This window comes from Shewanella sp. SW1, assembly GCF_025653545.1.
GTDB classification, from domain to species: domain Bacteria; phylum Pseudomonadota; class Gammaproteobacteria; order Enterobacterales; family Shewanellaceae; genus Shewanella; species Shewanella oncorhynchi.
Genome location: NZ_JAKKSG010000010.1, coordinates 144396 through 158867, shown reverse-complemented (window position 1 = coordinate 158867; position 14472 = coordinate 144396). Strand labels below are relative to the sequence as shown.

The 14472-nt window shown below is 46.2% G+C and carries 13 protein-coding genes; 4 read left to right on the top strand and 9 right to left on the bottom strand.

The window, feature by feature from the left end; all coding sequences use genetic code 11:
- Positions 1–367: 367 nt before the first annotated feature.
- From crr to L5M71_RS10970, 5 genes are all read right to left on the bottom strand, one after another.
- The gene (crr, locus tag L5M71_RS10990; RefSeq protein WP_006081821.1) at positions 368–877 is read right to left on the bottom strand and encodes a PTS glucose transporter subunit IIA; all 510 of its coding nucleotides are present in this window, start codon (positions 875–877) and stop codon (positions 368–370) included.
- A gap of 71 nt (positions 878–948) precedes the next feature.
- Positions 949–2652 (bottom strand): phosphoenolpyruvate--protein phosphotransferase, encoded by a 1704-nt coding sequence (ptsP, locus tag L5M71_RS10985; protein ID WP_113939609.1) that lies wholly within the window; start codon positions 2650–2652, stop codon positions 949–951.
- Positions 2653–2830: 178 nt separating this feature from the next.
- A complete protein-coding gene (locus L5M71_RS10980) occupies positions 2831–3088 on the bottom strand; it encodes an HPr family phosphocarrier protein (protein ID WP_028760055.1) in 258 nt (85 codons plus the stop codon).
- A 28-nt stretch (positions 3089–3116) separates the two neighbouring features.
- Positions 3117–3512 (bottom strand): ACT domain-containing protein, encoded by a 396-nt coding sequence (locus L5M71_RS10975; RefSeq protein WP_198573284.1) that lies wholly within the window; start codon positions 3510–3512, stop codon positions 3117–3119.
- Positions 3513–3720: 208 nt separating this feature from the next.
- Positions 3721–5358, bottom strand: a complete 1638-nt coding sequence (locus L5M71_RS10970) for a methyl-accepting chemotaxis protein (RefSeq protein WP_028760053.1) — start codon at positions 5356–5358, stop codon at positions 3721–3723.
- 357 nt (positions 5359–5715) lie between these two features.
- On the opposite strand from L5M71_RS10970, the gene L5M71_RS10965 reads away from it, so the two are divergent.
- Both L5M71_RS10965 and L5M71_RS10960 read left to right on the top strand, forming a co-directional pair.
- Positions 5716–6444, top strand: a complete 729-nt coding sequence (locus L5M71_RS10965) for a DUF3334 family protein (RefSeq protein ID WP_263191876.1) — start codon at positions 5716–5718, stop codon at positions 6442–6444.
- A gap of 104 nt (positions 6445–6548) precedes the next feature.
- Positions 6549–7595, top strand: coding sequence for a LacI family DNA-binding transcriptional regulator (locus tag L5M71_RS10960; RefSeq protein ID WP_113939612.1), 1047 nt, complete (start codon positions 6549–6551; stop codon positions 7593–7595).
- Positions 7596–7712: 117 nt separating this feature from the next.
- Here the strand turns inward: L5M71_RS10960 and L5M71_RS10955 are convergent, their stop codons facing one another.
- Entirely contained in the window at positions 7713–8339 is a 627-nt protein-coding gene (locus L5M71_RS10955) for a PolC-type DNA polymerase III (protein WP_263206768.1), read from the bottom strand.
- Positions 8340–8558: 219 nt separating this feature from the next.
- Between L5M71_RS10955 and L5M71_RS10950 the strand changes: the two genes are divergently transcribed.
- The gene (locus L5M71_RS10950; RefSeq protein ID WP_263206765.1) at positions 8559–9716 is read left to right on the top strand and encodes a cupin domain-containing protein; all 1158 of its coding nucleotides are present in this window, start codon (positions 8559–8561) and stop codon (positions 9714–9716) included.
- 472 nt (positions 9717–10188) lie between these two features.
- Here L5M71_RS10950 and umuC read toward each other — a convergent pair whose 3' ends face one another.
- From umuC to L5M71_RS10935, 3 genes are all read right to left on the bottom strand, one after another.
- Positions 10189–11463: a translesion error-prone DNA polymerase V subunit UmuC gene (umuC, locus tag L5M71_RS10945; protein WP_263206763.1), complete on the bottom strand. Its 1275-nt coding sequence runs from the start codon at positions 11461–11463 to the stop codon at positions 10189–10191.
- On the bottom strand, positions 11460–11879 hold the full coding sequence (gene umuD, locus L5M71_RS10940; RefSeq protein ID WP_411568988.1) for a translesion error-prone DNA polymerase V autoproteolytic subunit: 420 nt from the start codon (positions 11877–11879) through the stop codon (positions 11460–11462). Before umuD ends, umuC begins: the two co-directional genes overlap by 4 nt.
- Positions 11880–12109: 230 nt before the next feature.
- Positions 12110–13501 (bottom strand): SLC13 family permease, encoded by a 1392-nt coding sequence (locus tag L5M71_RS10935; RefSeq protein ID WP_263206761.1) that lies wholly within the window; start codon positions 13499–13501, stop codon positions 12110–12112.
- An 80-nt stretch (positions 13502–13581) separates the two neighbouring features.
- Between L5M71_RS10935 and L5M71_RS10930 the strand changes: the two genes are divergently transcribed.
- Positions 13582–14400 carry an AraC family transcriptional regulator gene (locus tag L5M71_RS10930; protein WP_263206759.1) on the top strand — a complete coding sequence of 273 codons (819 nt, stop codon included), beginning with the start codon at positions 13582–13584 and terminating at the stop codon, positions 14398–14400.
- The last annotated feature ends 72 nt before the right edge of the window (positions 14401–14472 follow it).

Genomic DNA, 14472 nt, shown 5'->3' with positions numbered 1-14472 from the left:
TTTTTGCTTTTTGTGACCAATGTGAGCCGATACTCTGACGCTCGAACAGCACTCGCTATACAGGATAGGAAGTTTTGTTGGCCTGGTTGTCTTAGTCTACTCGGCCTGCAAATAGCCACATTGCTAACGTGCTTTCGATAGTCATTCAATCCTACATCTGGGTGGTTGATATTTGGTTTATTCTGTTTTAAATCAGTTTGAAACATTATGTCGGTTTTGTGATGAAAATATTTCAGCTATCAGACAGGCCTCTTCGCGAGGAAAGTGGAGATAAATAAAAGGCTGGCGCCTTTGGGGGAGCCAGCCTTTTTATATCAATCAAGGGTATTTTCAAACTGCTAATTCAAACACTTAAAGTAAAGCTTGATTAGAGCTGTACCGTAAAGATCACGTCTTTGCCTGCAGTGACGCTGCCTTGGGCTTTGTCGAGGTATTTGACATCTTCCATGTTCGCCAAAACGACAGGAGTGAGTAGGCTGTCGACTTGATCTTTTAGATAATCAATATCGAATGACAGAATCGGATCGCCGACTTTCACTTCTTGACCTTCCTGGGCTAAACGTTTAAACCCTTTACCTCTCAGCTCGACTGTACCTACACCAAAGTGAACAAATAGCTCTAAACCTTGGGGAGACTCAATACTGAATGCATGATTTGTCTCAAAAATTTTACCTATGGTGCCGTCGATAGGCGCCAGAATTAATTCGCCTTTGGGAGCGATAGCGATGCCATCACCGACAATCTTTTCAGCAAAAACCACGTCGGGGACTTTTTCAATGGCGACGATATCCCCGGAAACGGGGGCATATACCATGATACCGCCAGCTAACTGAGTCTGGCCCGATACCAAGCGCCTTATTCGGCTTAAAAATCCCATAATCTAGAGCCTCTTTTGCTTGTTTTTGTCATTGTTTTTGTTCTGTAACGCAGCATAACGAATAAATGTCTCTATTTATAGCTTGTTATACACTGTTGTAAGCTTGCAATTCTATCTTGTTGTAATGCCGTGTGCGCTAATGCTGAAAATTGTGTGATGCTGCCTTGGCAAATGGCCGCTTTCACTTCTAAGAGTGAGCTTAAGTTAACACTGAGTTCGTCCAACCCCATGCCGATTAACAGCGGCGCAATTTGCGGTGAACTGGCGAGTTCACCGCACAGAGAAACTTTAACATTAGCGGCCTTAGCTTGGGTTATTGTCATGTTAATTAAGGCTAAAATGGCAGGCGAAAGGGACGGATAGTCACGGGTAAGCTGCGGGTTTGTCCTATCGGCTGCCATTGCATATTGGGTTAAATCGTTGGTGCCAATGCTGACAAAATCAAGTCTTGGCAGCATAGCGTTGAGGTTGAATACCGCAGCAGGGGTTTCGACAACGATACCGTAGCTAAGTTCGCCATAGCCTTTCTCTTCTTCTTCCAAGGCATCTTGGCACTGGGCAATAAGTGCAAACACCTCGTCCAATTCTTCGACTTGATTGACCATAGGGAACATCAAACGGATCGGGCCATGGTTAGCGGCACGCAAAATTGCCCTCAATTGGGTTTTAAATAATTCTGGGTGCGCCAAGGTGTAGCGAATGCCGCGAAGACCCAAGGCAGGATTATCTTCAATTTCTTGGCATAAACAGGGGAGTTCTTTGTCTGCACCTATATCTAAGGTGCGGATGGTAAAGGTTTTACCGCCTAGGGCGTGCAATGCATCGCAATATAAGCTGTATTGGGCTTTTTCATCGGGCAGGGTGGCGACGTTCATCAACATAAATTCGGTGCGAAACAAACCTATTCCATCGGCGCCGACATCGCTGACATGAGTGATGTCGTTGAGATTACCCACGTTTGCCATGAGTCCCACGGTATGACCGTCTTGGGTTTGCGCTGGGACATCCTTGTAAGTTTGAAGTGCCGCGCGCCTTGCTTGTTCATGGTGAAAGGTGACTGTGAGTCTTGCCTGTTGGTCTGGATTGGGATTGACACAAAGTTCACCCGCGAGTGCATCGAGCACTAAGGGCGTACCGTTGGGAATAGAGTCTGCGTCGAACTGACAACTTAAGATGGCTGGAATGCCGGCTGCTCTGGCTAAAATGGCCGTATGGCTCGTTAAACCGCCCGTTTTCAGTACAATACCGCAGAGGTTTTCCCGCGGCAGTAAGGCAAATTCGGCGGGGGTCAAATCCTGCGCTAATAAGATAGTGGGTCTATCGAGTTTTTCGAGCCCTTGAGCTAAATGGCCGTTTATCGCCGCGACGACTCTTTGGCCTAAACAGCGCACATCTTGGGCTCTATTGGCTAAATAGGGATCATCTAAGGATTGTAACTCATTGGCCTGATGGGCAAAAATACGTTCAACCGCCACACTTGCCGACAATTGTAAGGTGCGAATAGCATCGTTCACTTGCTCGATTAATTCATCGTCTTCTAATAACAATAAGTCGGCTTCGATCAACTGATAATTTTCGGAGTCGCTGTCGAGTGCAGCTTGGCTGTGGGTCAGTTGTGCCTGTAGTTCTTGCAAGGCTTTGGCAAATTTACCCTGTTGTTGAGGGATTTTAGATAGGGGAATAGGGCGATAATCGAGGTGATGTTCGGTGTGGAGCAGGTGAAGTGCCTGTCCAAAGGCAATTCCCGATGACACTATAATCCCCGTTATTGACATATCCCTTCCTAAATTAACCACTGAACTGAGTGTCCGTTAGCGATAGCGAGTCTAGTTGAGTGACGCTAAGCTTGTAAAGCGTTTGTATGTAAAGCATTAGCATGTCAAGACGGTCGAGACGAGTTTTTTGCGTGTCGGTTAAACCTGCAGATAAACGCATTTTAGCGTAAGAAAAGGCCTAGCTTAGGGTAATGAGCAGCTCAGAGACTTTCTCAACCGCGGCCTGAGCCTGTTCACCTTCGGCAAACACTCTTACCGTGACGCCAGAATATAAGCCTAAGGTTTGTAGCTTAAACAGACTCTTAGCACTGGCTTGCTTACCATTACACTCGACCATGACATCACAGTCAAAGGTTTTGGCTTCTTTAACCAGTAAGGCTGCTGGACGGGTGTGAATGCCATGTTTGGCGGTAATGGTGACTGTTTTTTCGTACATAGTAGATGAACTCATATTTAAAGGGGTATTACATTTCGTCTTTCGATTCTATGATGTGATAGCCCTGTTTTTTCAAGGCGGCGATGGCACTTTTGAGGCGATTATTTTTTACTAAAATGTAATCGGTATCAAAGGTCGAAATCGCAAAAATACTGATTTGTTCGTCCGCTAAGGTGCCAGACACTTTAGATAAAATGCCTGTCATCGAAAATCCCAGTGGCCCGAGTACTTCAAAGCAACACCAGCCCGGTTCTTGCTCTAGGCTGTCGAGTTCCATTTCACTGGAAACGACTAAAGATAAACCTTCTTGGGTCTTACCAATGAAATACATGTCCTGTGCAAAAACCTCACTGGGCAATACGGCATTCGGGCTAAAGCTATGAATTGTGTACTGTTCAGGGTGAACGGCTAAGGTCATTCGCATGGCAGTGTCTCGGTTGGATTTTTAAGGCTAAAGCATACCGCATATCAAACGTTAGCGTGACAGAGAATTTGTGGTTAATGGGATTTTTTCGTTGAAATTCATTGTTGGTGAGATAGCGGTTCACAAGCGTTACCAGACGGTTTACCCAAAGAAAAGGGCGCCCTATGGCGCCCCAATCGACAAGTCATGCCGTTCTCATACACTTTAGTTAGATTTTAAACTGGCCTAAGGTGCGGGACATGTCTTGGCTAATGTCTTGCAGTGACTGAGCTGCATGGCTATTACTTTCGTTAGCTTTTACTGAGACTTCGGTTAATTCCGAAATATTACAAATATTTCGATTAATTTCTTCGGTCACCAGTGATTGCTCTTCAGTGGCGCTGGCTAATTGTGTGTTCATGTCACTGATATGGGCAATCAATTGCAGAATCGCCGCCATGGCTTTACCCGCTTCGTGGGCTTGAGCCTGCAGCTCATCGGATTGCAGTTGAGTTTGATTGTTGCTCTTCATCACTGAGCCTACACCGGATTGGATCTCGCTAATGATTTTTTGGATCTCATTGGTCGAGTCTTGGGTGCGAGTAGCAAGGGCGCGGACTTCATCGGCAACCACGGCAAAACCACGGCCGTGGGTCCCTGCTCGAGCAGCTTCAATGGCGGCATTGAGGGCGAGCAAGTTGGTCTGCTCGGCAATGCTGCGGATCACATCGAGAATGCTACCGATTTGCTGTGAGGCGACGCCCAGCTTTTGGGTGATGACTTCAGAAGCTTTTAATTCTGCCACCAGTTTTTCTGTATTGCTGACTGTGTTGTCGATCACTACTTGGCTTTGCTGCGCTTGTTCTTTTACGCTGTTCGCCGCATCGGCCGCTTGCTGGGTGTTGCTCGCCATTTCATGGGTGGTCGACAGCATTTGATTGACGGCTGTGGCGACGCTGCCTGTTTCTCTGTGGATATGTTCAGCACTCTGATTGGACTCTTCAACTGCAATCAAAAGCTGTTTTGCATCTTTATCTAATGCTTGGCCTAAAGGTTGTAAATGGCCGACCATGTCGCCAATTTTTTGGGCGAACATGTTGAAGGCGCGGGCGAGATGGGCAATCTCATCTTTACCTTGAGCATTAATGCGCTGACTTAAGTCGCCTTCGCCTTGGGCAATATCTTCAAGGGCATCAATAGCATCATTTAATGGTGAGGTGATGGAATGGTTAAGCACAAGGAAGAAGGCAAAAATCGGCACTGAAATCAAAAACATGATAATCAGATAGTCGATAATGACTGACTTTAAGCTCGCTTTGACATCGCTAAGATAGGCGCCTGTGATGACTGTCCAGCCCCATTGCGGGTAGTAACGGGCTTCAGCAAGCTTGTCTTCTATCGCACGGGTCATAGGATCGGCGATCGGGTATTCGAGGGTGGTTTTCGATTTAGCACGCGCTAATGGCAGCATAGTGGCTAAGGGATTTGTGCCATTAGGTAACTTGAAGGTTAATGCTGAGGTGCCAATAAGATTTGCGCTATCCCCGTGGGCGAGGATTTGATTATTATCATCAATAACAATGAAGTAGCCTGAACCTGAATAGCGAGTTTGATTGATTAAATCCGCGGCGATTTGTTTAGCTTCTGCTTCGCTAAACTTACCTTTGAGCGCATCCTGACGGTGCACATCTATCACGCTTAACATGCTGGCGAGCTGACCGTCTATCTGCAACCATTTCTGCTCAATTAAATTACTGTACTGCTCTTTAATTGAAAAACTGGCAAAACACACAGTCCCTATCGCGGCCATAAGGAGCATCATCATTAAGCGTTGCAAAATGGTAAACCGGCGCAAAAACGTGATCATTTGGATTCCTTAAGGGCTTATTATTGTGCATCAATATACCTGCGAATCAATCTCAATTGAATCGTCTGTGACATAAATTAAGTAAAAGCCGTTATAAAATATGAGTTTCTTTGATCTAAAGCAGGGAATAGTGATAGGGAACTTTAATCTGTTGCATTATGGGGCATGTTCTTATTAAGTTAGGTCGTTTTATAAGTCGCTTTATGTTGAAGGTTTTATCTGATCTATTAAATATCAATAAGTTAGCATTATGTTAATTTTGCCATCTTGCTATATTAGGCTAATCAATTGTTTTAATTTTGATTTTTTACGCTTTTACGCGCAAGATTAATTCATTATTCAGTTTGAGAATCGATTATGACCACAAATACTATCGTAACGTCGGATGATATTTTACTGAAGTTATGCCACTCAGTCGCCCACGTCCTTTCTAGCACCAGTGCCAGCAATGTTACCCATGCGGGTATGGTACAAAGTATTGCGCGCACGCGTCTTAAACCTGATCTCGGTTGTTTCTCGATTTTTGATGGTGGTTTTTCAGGGCTAGTGGTGATCAACTTTTCCGCCTCTGCAGCGATTGAAATCTACCGTCGCTACATGCTGAACATGGGCATGCCTGAGTCTGAGCTCGCATTTTCACATACGTCAGATGAAGTGAGTAATGTGATGGGCGAACTGATGAACCAAATTCTAGGGGATTTTATTAATAAAATTTCTAAAGAATTGCAAACGTCAATCAGCCAAAGCCAGCCAAAAATGTTGACGATTAATAAAGAGCTAACCATATCAATCGACGCTAACTTAGACGATGCGGTTGCCCGTAGAGTGTCGTTTAGGACAGAGAATAACCATATTTTCTACCTCGAGTTTGCCATGGACAAAACCGAATTCATTCGCTTAGATGAATTTGTCTACGATGAAGAATTCGATCCCGATAGTCTGTTAGAGCAGCACAGTTCGATTGGGGGAAATAACGACACAAATTCGAATGTTTCGCCTTGGGTTAAGATGGCCGATAAACCCGCCATTGCGACTCGTGCCATTGATAATGAAGCCGATGATTTGCTCGATCAGCTCGGCATTTAAGCAGAGTCTCTAATGTAAGACGGATGTTAACGCATTCGTCTATACAAGTGGGTGGAACTGTTTTAGTATCGACGCAAAATAATAACTAAGGTTAAATCCTCTTTATGGCATCGAAAGCGACCTCGATTGATATTGCTTATCGTGCTGGCGTATCCCAGTCAACGGTTTCCCGTGCCCTTAGAAACAGCCCGTTAGTCAATTTAGAAACTCGCCAACGTATTCAAACCATTGCCAAAGAGCTGAATTATAAGGTCGATAAAAATGCCAGCAATCTTCGCACCCAAAATAGCCATACCTTAGCGCTGTTATTGTGTGAAGACCCCACCAACGATGACTCGTTAATCAATCCTTTTTTCCTGTCTATGCTAGGTTCCATTACCCGAGCAACGGCGCAGCAAGGTTATGATTTATTGGTTTCTTTTCAGCAATTGTCCAGCGACTGGCACGCCGATTATGAAGACAGTAATAAAGCTGACGGCATTATTCTGCTTGGTTACGGGGACTATATGGACTACGAGCAAAAGTTGGAGCGATTGCTCGCGCAGAATACTCATTTTGTGATCTGGGGCGCTGAGCATAACAATAAGTCAGTACTTTCCATTGGTTGTGATAATCATCAAGGCGGCTTGATTGCCACAGAGCACTTGATTTCCCTTGGTCGTAAAGCTTTTGCTTTTTTAGGCGATGCCTCGAGCCACAGCCCCGAGTTTAGAGACAGATATTTAGGCCATGTGAAGGCGCTGCAAATGGCGAATATTGCTGTCGATCGCACTAAGCAAGTGTCGGCAATTAGCACTGAAAGTGCTGGTTACGATGCGGCTATGGCATTGATGGCCAAAGGCGCACAGTTTGATGCTATTTTTGCTGCTAGCGATCTGATTGCCATTGGCGCTATTCGTGCGCTGAAAGAGAAGGGCATTTCAGTCCCAGAACAAGTTGCAGTGGTGGGATATGATGATATTCCAGTGGCGAGTTTTGCCAATCCGCCATTAACGACCATTAAGCAGAACACCCAATTAGCCGGTGAGATCTTAGTCGACAGTGTACTCAAACTTATCCGCGGACAAGAGGTGAGTGCGCAGCTTATTCCGACGACCTTAGTGGTTCGCAGTTCCTGCGGCATTGATAGTGCGCCGCTTAAGCCGTTATAGATGGGCCGTTATTGCTAGGAGCTTGCTGTTTTTTGCTGGCAAGTCGTTGAGCACTTAATTTGCTTATTGAAACATCGCCGATAATCCTTGGATTTATCGGCTTTTTGCTTTTGGGGATCACTTAACCGCATATTGACGTAAAAACTTCGGCACATCTGCTTTGGTTTTCTTGGCGATTTTTTGCAGTAACTCGAAGGTGGGAGCATTGAGACCGAACTCTTGCTGAAGGTCTGCCAGCATTGCCAGCCACAAATGGCCAGTCATTTCGGCATCGGCTAAGGCGCGGTGAAAAGTGCCATCGGTTGGCAATTGTTTATAGCGCACTAAAGTACCTAACTGATGATTCGGTGCCGCTTGATATAAACGTCTTGCCACTAGCAAGGAACAACCAAATTGCCCTCGATAGCGATGGCGAATTTGAGCAAATTCCGCGTCTAAAAAGCGCTGATCAAATGCCGCATTGTGGGCGACTAAGTTATGATCGGCGATAAAGTCGGCAAAACGCGCCATCACTTCATTGCAGGGCGCTGCATCCCTGAGCATTTGATTGCTGATCCCTGTGTAGTCTTCAATAAAGCGACTTATTCTAAATCCTGGGTTCATTAACTCAGAAAATCTTTGGGTGATCACGCCGTCTTCAATCAGCACAGCTCCGATTTCAATCGCGCGATCCCCTTGATTGGGCGATAGCCCCGTGGTTTCAAAGTCGAGCACGACCAAAGTGTTAGCAGCTGATGTAGGCATAGATCTTACATGGACTCAATAAATGATGTGTCAGCATTAGCGCTGTTTGTGGCGAAATGCTTTTAGATAAGCCGATTGTAATTCAATACGTTAGTAAATTCACTATCACATTGATGCTGACAAAAGACTTAATGCTTTGTTGATCCGGTCGAGCTTTCTTGGTTTCGCTTCCTGTTAGCATTTGCTGCTATGAATAACAGTTTGGTTTGTGAGCACCCCATGCAACTCGATATTAACGGCTTAACGCCCGCGCAATTTCTAGCAGAGTATTGGCAGAAAAAACCTTTGGTGATCCGCCAAGGATTCAAGCATTTTCAAGATTTAGTCTCGCCCGAAGAATTAGCGGGCTTAGCCATGGATGAGCTGGTGGAATCTCGGCGGGTGTACCAACAAGCAGGCCAATGGCAGGCGGAATTTGGCCCCTTCGATTCCTACGATCATCTTGGTGAACGGGATTGGACTTTGATAGTGCAAGCTTTGAATAACTGGGTGCCCGATGCGGAAGCCTTGATCCAATGCTTTGATTTTATTCCGCGCTGGCGTTTAGATGATGTGATGGTGAGCTTTGCAACGCCTGGCGGTGGCGTGGGGCCGCATATCGATCTGTATGATGTGTTTATTTGCCAAGGTTCGGGACGTCGCCGTTGGCGCGTAGGCGATCTGGGGCCGCACAAAGAGTTTGCCGCCCATCCCGCTTTGCTGCACACCGAAGCCTTTGACCCGATTATCGATACTGAGTTGTTGCCTGGCGACATCCTTTATATTCCCCCTGGATTCCCCCATGACGGCATAACCTTAGAACAGTCGTTAAGTTTTTCAGTGGGTTATCGCACCGCCTCCGCCAAAGATATGATAAGCGCTTTGGCCGATCATTTGTCTGAGCAGGATTTAGGCGCACAGCAAATTAAAGATCCAGACCGTGAGCTGACCACCCGCAGTGGCTGTGTCGATAATGGCGATTTAGCGCGGTTACGCACCCAACTGACTAATATGTTGACCGATGAACTGGTGAGCGAGTTTTCTGGCCGCTATTTAACTCAGTCAAAGTGCGCCTTAGATTTACCCGATGAGCCATTGGACATCACACAAGACGAAGTGCTCGCTTGGCTCGATGAGCAGCCGCTTATTCGCCTCGGCGGACTGCGTTGTTTGTATTTTGATATCAATGTGGGACAAGGCGTTGTCTATATTAATGGTGATAAGTATCAGCTCTCTGCCGAATTGGTCGCGGTGATCCCACTCCTGTGTGATAGCAATCAGTTAGATAAAGCCGCCTTAGCCCCCTGGTTAGCTGATACCGATTTGCTTAAGCTGCTTACTGAGTGGGTGAACCTCGGTTACTGGTACTTTGAAGACCTGAGTGATGAAGAGTGTTAAGGCTGAGATAATAGGCAAAGCATGATGGATGTTGATACCATTTTAGCGCTAACGCCGATGGATTTTAGTGTTAAGTCGGTTTTGCAATCGTTGGATTATAGTGTTGGATGCATTCTAGTGTTAGTTGAGATTTAAAATAGAATAAGGTTGAAAGCCGCATCTACGTTCAGGGCAAGCTCATGCTTGCCCTTGCTTATCTTTTTAAGATCGCGAAGACTTGCAAGTCTGCTTTATTGCCTTAGTTGTCTCTCTACTGAGTTCATTGCCTGTCATTTTCAATGTTAAATATTGGGTGTTAAAATTATTTTACCAAGCGAGATGAGTTTTGCTGGCACAGTCTTAGTGAGATGGGTTTAGGCCGATAAGCCTATTCTGATTAATATCGTCAGGAGTGGAGTGAGCTTCACTGAATAACCAATGCTTAGAGTATTAATGCGATTCGCAGACGGTCATTAGCCACTGGTTCTGTTGATTATTTCACTATGGGCAATTGTGCCCATTGGGTGGTGTAACGAGGGGAAAGCTGCTCACGCTTCATTCCCCAAGTCGGGTCAATACCTTGTCCTGCAAACCAAATTTTTCCATGACCGCTGTGGTTCACTTTATCGAGTAACTGCATCAACTCTTTGCTTTTAGGCCTAGGCGTGACGTCATCGAATAATCCAAGCTGAAACACGCCAGCACCAAAAAAATCCCCTAACATGACACCGGCCTTTGCATAGGCATGACCTTCACGCCAAATGCGTTGCAGTAGGCTTTGGCCAAGGGTGACAAAATCCCGCGTATCATTGCTGGGCCGAACTAAACTGCCCGACAGCGATTTGCTGTACTGGGGAGTTGCATCGCTAAAAGGGCTAGTACGCACAAATACTGACATCGCTTTAGCGTACTGGCGCTCGGAGCGCAGTTTTTCACAGGCCCTAAAAGTGTATTCATTGATTGCCTGTTGCATCGCTTCTAAATTATCAATACGGCTGCCAAAGGATCGGGAGCTGATAATTTGTTGCTTAGCGGCGGCGACCTCTTGTATGTCATCACAGGCAATGCCGTTAAGTTCGCGTACCGTGCGCTCAACGGTGACAGAAAAGGTTTCGCGGATAAGCTTTGGATGCGCATCCGCCAATTGCAACGCGGTATTTATGCCCATGATGTTCAAGCGTTTTGTAAGCCTACGGCCTATTCCCCAGACTTCGTCGACAGGGATAAGCGCCATCAGCCGTCGTTGGCGTTCACGGTCGCGCAAGTCAACCACGCCCCGCGTCGCGGGATAACGTTTCGCGGCATGGTTTGCCAGTTTAGCGAGGGTTTTTGTCGGTCCAATGCCGACGCAAACACTGATCCCAATCCACTGTGGTATTCGTTGATAAATATCAAGTGCAAGCTGATGAATATCAATGCATTTATCGAGACGAGAAAGATCTAAAAACGCTTCATCAATACTATACACTTCTACTTTTGGCACCATTTGCTCTAAGGTGGTCATCACTCTGTTTGACATGTCGGCATAGAGTGCATAGTTGGAGGAGAATACCGCAACCTGATGCTGGCGGAGTTGGTTTGCTATTTGATATACAGGCACCGCCATCTTGATGCCAAGTTGTTTGGCTTCTACGGAGCGGGCGACGACGCAGCCATCATTGTTGGATAACACCACAATCGGCTTGCCAACCAAATCCGGCCTAAACATCCGCTCACAGGAGGCATAAAAATTATTGCAATCGACGAGGGCGAATAGTGAGGGCGTCATTTGAGCTTTTTCACCACGTTGGTCACTACCCCAAAGATGTTTAACTCAGACTCATCATTGATGGCGATCGGGGAGAATAAGGCATTACGTGGTAGCAATTGCACCACAGGGCGTAGCTGTAATTGCTTTACGGTAAACTCACCGTTCACCGCTGCGACAACGGTATCACCGTGGGCTGGCTGTAGTGAGCGATCTACCACCAAAATATCACCGGAGAAAATCCCCGCTTCGATCATCGAATCCCCTTGGACTTTGACAAAAAACGTGGCGGCAGGGTGTTTGATGCATAACTCATTGAGATCTAATGTTTGTTCTACATAGTCTTGGGCAGGTGACGGAAATCCTGCGGTAATCAAGGAGCTAAATAACGAGAGCTGATATTGGGTATGTTTGGCGAAGCGGCCTAGAAGCATCATAATAAATCACAATATACTGTACATATAAACAGTATAGTCTAACTATGAAGCTTATCGAAAGAATTTATGTGGGGAGAGTTATGTTATCGACCCAAGCGCTGTCGAGTGCTGAGCAATTGATGATGGCTGCTCTAAAGCACCCTTGGCGGCGTCAATACCGCCAAGGGTGAGTGTTTCGTCAATTTAATTTAGTTAACGCACTTTAGTTAACCCGCTTTAGTTAACGCAATTTAGTTAATCCAACCGAGCCATAGCCACCACAGATAATCCAGTGGAATAAGTGCAACTAGAGTTATTGCCGCTAGAGGTAAGGTGATGCGAAGTAGTTTAGTTAATGGCTCTTGGGATAATTGCATCGCCAAAATCAAAGGAGCCACCTGATAAGGAAAAATCACGGTTGAGAAACCGATCACCTGCGTCATTAATACCGCAGGGGTGGAGAAGCCAGTTGCATTGGCAAAGTCTGCCGCCATGGGGGATAACACAGTCGGCACGCCTGGAACCGTTGCCACTAATCCTGTTAGCGTCGCGATTAACGATAACGACATAAAATTCAGGAACGATGCCCCTTGCTGCAATGGTAACCATTCACTGAACAGTTGACCTAGCGCAGTGCCGAGCCCGGAATGATTGACCAATGCTCCCAGACCTAAGGCTGCCGCGACAAAAATGACGGTCGACAAATCCACTGAACTATTAAAACTCTTAGGCTCAAGCACTCCCCATTTGGGGAGCAATAACAAGATAGCCGTTGTTAATCCTACCCAAGCGGGATTAATGCCGTGCAGCGAGTCAGTCACCCAAAAGAGCAAAGTAATAGCCAGTAACAGTGCAACTTTCTTTTGCATACCAAGGTTATAAGCTTCTTTTTCAATAACGCGTTCAGGCTGGTTGTTATCAATTTTTGCAGGAAATAGGAAAACGACTAGCGCCACAATCAATATTGATTTGAGTAAGCCAAGGATTGGAAAATGCAATAAGAGATACTCGGTATAACCAAAATGGATATTGAATAGATTCTCACTGGAACCCGCTAATATCATGTTGGGAATATTCGCGGGCAATACGGCAAAACTGGGCATGTTACACGCCAGTGCCAAGGCGGTCGCAATGCCTATCCGTCCATGGCTACCACGAGCAAAACCGACTTGCTCAGCTAACGCCATACCAATTGGCACCATGACCACAGCACGGCCAACGGATGAGGGCATCACAAAGCCAAGCAGCATGGCACTAAAGACTAAACCCGCAATCAAGCGTGGATAACTTGAGGTCAGTATGGGGGCAATCAAACTGGCCATTCTGCGACTTAAGCCAGACTGAGTGATGGCACTGCCGATCACAAACCCTGAAATGATTAACCACACCGCAGTTGAGCCGAATCCGGAGAAAAGTATACTCGGCTCAATGAGTTTAAAAATGGTGGCAAGGGCAAAAAAGATTAACCCCGCCATAAAGGGCGGGAAGAAACCTGTGCTCCAAAACATCAAGGTCACTAACACTACGCCTGCGCTGTAGGAAAACACCGCGGGATGCTGACTTAGCGGAAAAAGCGCAAGTAAAGTAGCGATCAACAGTGCACTGAAAAACGCTAGCTGTTTAACGCCAATAAAACGTTTCATGTTTACCGACCTATTGGGTTGAATACGTAAAAGATGCCTACTAAGATAGCTGACTTAGTTTGGCGTTTTAAGAGGGTAATATGTCAAAATATGTTCCTAAAGCGACATTGTTAACACCCAGTGATGCGGCGTTTATCATAGATGCCAATCGGCCCGTACTGACCCATACTCGCAATATGGCGGCGGAAGCGGGTATCGAGCCTCACTCGCACCCGCGGGGTCAGCTACTTTGGGCCGCCAAAGGTTTGTTACGTGTTCGCAGTGAAAATGCCGTCTGGGTGGTACCCTCAACCCATGCCGTTTGGATCCCTTGCAATTTGCCCCATCAAGTGAACAGTGAAACCCACGCACATACTCGCAATATTTATATTGACCCTAGCTATGGCGTTAGGCCACAGGATACGCAAGTGGTGATGGTGACTATGACAGCGCTGATGCGCGAATTAGTGCTTAAACTTTGTGAAAGTTCACATCTTATGGACAGTGGACAACTGCATCAGCTGGGTTTGGTTGCCATCGATGAGCTCCAAACTCTGGACAGTCTGGATGCCCATTTACCCGCAGGCTCAGATCCAAGACTCAGCCGCTTGATCCAAACACTGATCCGACACCCAAAAGTGAGTTACTCACTGACCGAGTTAGCCGAAATGGGCGGCGCGAGTGTGAGAACGATTGAGCGACTATTCAAAGCTGAAACTGGGCTCACTTATCGACAATGGCGGCAAAGATTTCGTTTGTTAAATTCGCTTGAGAGCTTAAGCCAAGGGGAGAGCACGACTATGGTGGCCCATAGTCTAGGTTATCTGAGCGTCAGCAGTTTCAGTGCCGCCTTTAAAATGCAATTTGGTTGCACGCCGCAAGATTACCCGCAGCATAAGCCTATGAAAAGCGCGAGCTAAATCAGGCATGATAAAACCGTCTATAAAAAAGCTAGAACAATATCTAGGATGCTGTTCTAGCCTGCAATTTAT

What these genes read in the sequence shown, in the direction of transcription:
- crr (WP_006081821.1), bottom strand. Translation starts at nt 877, where the DNA reads ATGGGATTTTTAAGCCGAATAAGGCGCTTGGTATCGGGCCAGACTCAG.
- ptsP (WP_113939609.1), bottom strand. Translation starts at nt 2,652, where the DNA reads ATGTCAATAACGGGGATTATAGTGTCATCGGGAATTGCCTTTGGACAG.
- L5M71_RS10980 (WP_028760055.1), bottom strand. Translation starts at nt 3,088, where the DNA reads ATGTACGAAAAAACAGTCACCATTACCGCCAAACATGGCATTCACACC.
- L5M71_RS10975 (WP_198573284.1), bottom strand. Translation starts at nt 3,512, where the DNA reads ATGCGAATGACCTTAGCCGTTCACCCTGAACAGTACACAATTCATAGC.
- L5M71_RS10970 (WP_028760053.1), bottom strand. Translation starts at nt 5,358, where the DNA reads ATGATCACGTTTTTGCGCCGGTTTACCATTTTGCAACGCTTAATGATG.
- L5M71_RS10965 (WP_263191876.1), top strand. Translation starts at nt 5,716, where the DNA reads ATGACCACAAATACTATCGTAACGTCGGATGATATTTTACTGAAGTTA.
- L5M71_RS10960 (WP_113939612.1), top strand. Translation starts at nt 6,549, where the DNA reads ATGGCATCGAAAGCGACCTCGATTGATATTGCTTATCGTGCTGGCGTA.
- L5M71_RS10955 (WP_263206768.1), bottom strand. Translation starts at nt 8,339, where the DNA reads ATGCCTACATCAGCTGCTAACACTTTGGTCGTGCTCGACTTTGAAACC.
- L5M71_RS10950 (WP_263206765.1), top strand. Translation starts at nt 8,559, where the DNA reads ATGCAACTCGATATTAACGGCTTAACGCCCGCGCAATTTCTAGCAGAG.
- umuC (WP_263206763.1), bottom strand. Translation starts at nt 11,463, where the DNA reads ATGACGCCCTCACTATTCGCCCTCGTCGATTGCAATAATTTTTATGCC.
- umuD (WP_411568988.1), bottom strand. Translation starts at nt 11,879, where the DNA reads ATGATGCTTCTAGGCCGCTTCGCCAAACATACCCAATATCAGCTCTCG.
- L5M71_RS10935 (WP_263206761.1), bottom strand. Translation starts at nt 13,501, where the DNA reads ATGAAACGTTTTATTGGCGTTAAACAGCTAGCGTTTTTCAGTGCACTG.
- L5M71_RS10930 (WP_263206759.1), top strand. Translation starts at nt 13,582, where the DNA reads ATGTCAAAATATGTTCCTAAAGCGACATTGTTAACACCCAGTGATGCG.